1 protein-coding gene is annotated in these 2427 nt (G+C 32.5%); it reads left to right on the top strand.

Annotated elements, in window-relative coordinates; genetic code table 11:
- Positions 1-248: 248 nt before the first annotated feature.
- Positions 249-2399 (top strand): YSIRK-type signal peptide-containing protein, encoded by a 2151-nt coding sequence (locus FC45_RS07335; protein ID WP_006588833.1) that lies wholly within the window; start codon positions 249-251, stop codon positions 2397-2399.
- The last annotated feature ends 28 nt before the right edge of the window (positions 2400-2427 follow it).

Below are 2427 nucleotides of genomic sequence, written 5' to 3'. Positions count from 1 at the left end.
CTATTTACACAAAAAATTTGACAGTTTCAATACTATAGTATGTTTTATAAACAAATAACTTTTCAAGTATTGAATAATTTGTTAGTATGTTATTTGGATTTTTGGGAGGATTTATCGATTTGCATTTAAGTATAGATAAATTTTCTCTAATTTAAAAATTAATATATTTGGATTCGTAATAATAAATTCAGAGTCGAATTAGTAGATGCTAAAGAGACTCTTCTTTTATTTATATTAGGGGGTTATTAATGTTTTCGAAAAATAATAGAAAGCAGTATGAACTAAAAACTGCTAATGGACAACAGCATTTTTCATTAAGAAAGACTACATTAGGATTAGCTTCAGTGCTACTTTCTACTACTTTGTATCTTGGTGGAAGTAACTCTTTAGTGCAGGCAGCTAGTGACACAGCTACGAATACTGAGAGCCAGACTGCTACTTCCCAATCAATCGAAAATAACAATGAAGAAAAAGTTGATAAGAGTCAATTACAATCAGCTTATGACAATGCACTTAATGTTCAAAAGTCAGATAAATATACTAATGAAACAGATGCAAGTAAGAAGTCTGCATTTGATAGTGCTGTTGCAAATGCAAAGAAGGTTTTAGATAATGCTTCAGCAACTAGTGAAGATGTAAAGAATACGATTAGTAATTTGGAAAGTGCAGCTAGTCAATTAACTGGTACTAGCCAAACTAATGAAGCTGTAAACACTACAGAAACTAAGACAAGTACAAATGATACAGATACAAGTGCAGCTATGACAACTACAACTTTGAATGTATCTTCACTTTCAAAGAATAGTATTTTATCTAACAATGCATTAACTACTTCATTGGTAGCAGATACCAGTAATCAAACTGTAAAGGCCACTAATCCAGGATATTCTGGTTCATATGATTCAGGCAATATTCATATTGAAGATTTGCCTAACTTCAAGATTTCATTTACTCAGGATAATTATAATGGCAATACTGGTTGGCAGGTAATTTACAATCAAGATGGAACTATCAATGCGGTTGTTTACCGTTATGAAATAGGAAAGGTTACATCTTTAAATTCTTCTGATTTAGCTAAGCAAATAGTTCTTTATGATCCTAAGACACAATATCAATATACTATTGATTCAAAACTAAACGCACACCAAGATGGTAGAGATGGTGCACAACGTTGCGTTCAGAATTCAAATAGTAGACAATACACCAATTTTATGGATGTATTGCTCTATAAACCGGATCGGAATGAATACTGGGGATTGCAGCCAGTAGATATTGTAACTAAGAATTCCAACAATACTTATGGCTCTTTAAAACTTGATGATTATACTAAGTATGCTGAAAGTGCTACGTCAGATACTAAACGTGAGCCAATTACACTTGATGGCAAAAATATCGTTAATAATTCATATGCTGAAAATTACATTATATTAAGTACAAATAATGGTACATATGTAGTTAATTATCTAAAAGATGATGCGTTTAAATACATGATTCCTCTTTACTACGTTGGAGTTGATACTATTGCACCAACAGTAAATAAGGATGATGCAGTATCTAAGGTTGGCGGAACCACTAAAAGTAGTATTGTATATGTAAATAGCAAGGATGCTTTAGATCCAAATAAAGTAATTTCTGCAACTGATAATGGAACTCCAGACGCAGATTTAATTAAAACTATTGAATTAAAGGGTGAAGATGGTTCTGATATAACTAATATTTCTGATATTAAGAATGAAGTAGCCTACACTGTAACTTATACAGTTACTGATAAAGCAGGAAATAGTTCAAGTTTTACCTTAGACAAGAAATATGTTGTTGGAACTAAAGTTGCACCTATCGTTAATTCAGACACTATCACTGTGAAAAAAGGTGATCAACTTACTGGTGATTCTGTTGCGCAAATGGTTTACTCCAATTACGCTACTTTAAAAGATCAACAACAAAGTTTTAATTTCCAATTTACTGATGGTGGAAGTACTGAAAAGGCTGGTCAATACAAAGGTCAAATTTCTACTGGTGGTATAACTACTGACCTTACTATTAACGTAGATGATCCAGAATTAGACCAAGCTAAAAAGGATGCTCTTCACGCAATCGATCAAATGAAGAATTTGAACGATGCACAAAAACAAGCAGCTATTAATGCAGTTAATAATGCAACTATTGCTTCTGAAGCAAAAACTGCCCAAACTAACGCTGAAACTACAAACAACAATATGGGTTCATTGAAGTCAGATGATAATTTGACTAACCCAATTGATGAAAATAGTTCAACCTTCCAAAATGCAGATAAGACCGCTCAAGATAATTATAAGAAGGCCTTATCAGACGCTCAACAATTAACTGATATTAGTAAGGGTACAAGTGAAGGCGCAAGCAGTGATCCACAACATGTTTAAGATATTAAAGATGCATTAGATAAGGCAA

Origin of the sequence: Lactobacillus jensenii DSM 20557, assembly GCF_001436455.1 — a bacterium.
Lineage (GTDB): Bacteria > Bacillota > Bacilli > Lactobacillales > Lactobacillaceae > Lactobacillus > Lactobacillus jensenii.
This window is presented reverse-complemented; position numbering and strand designations above follow the sequence as displayed.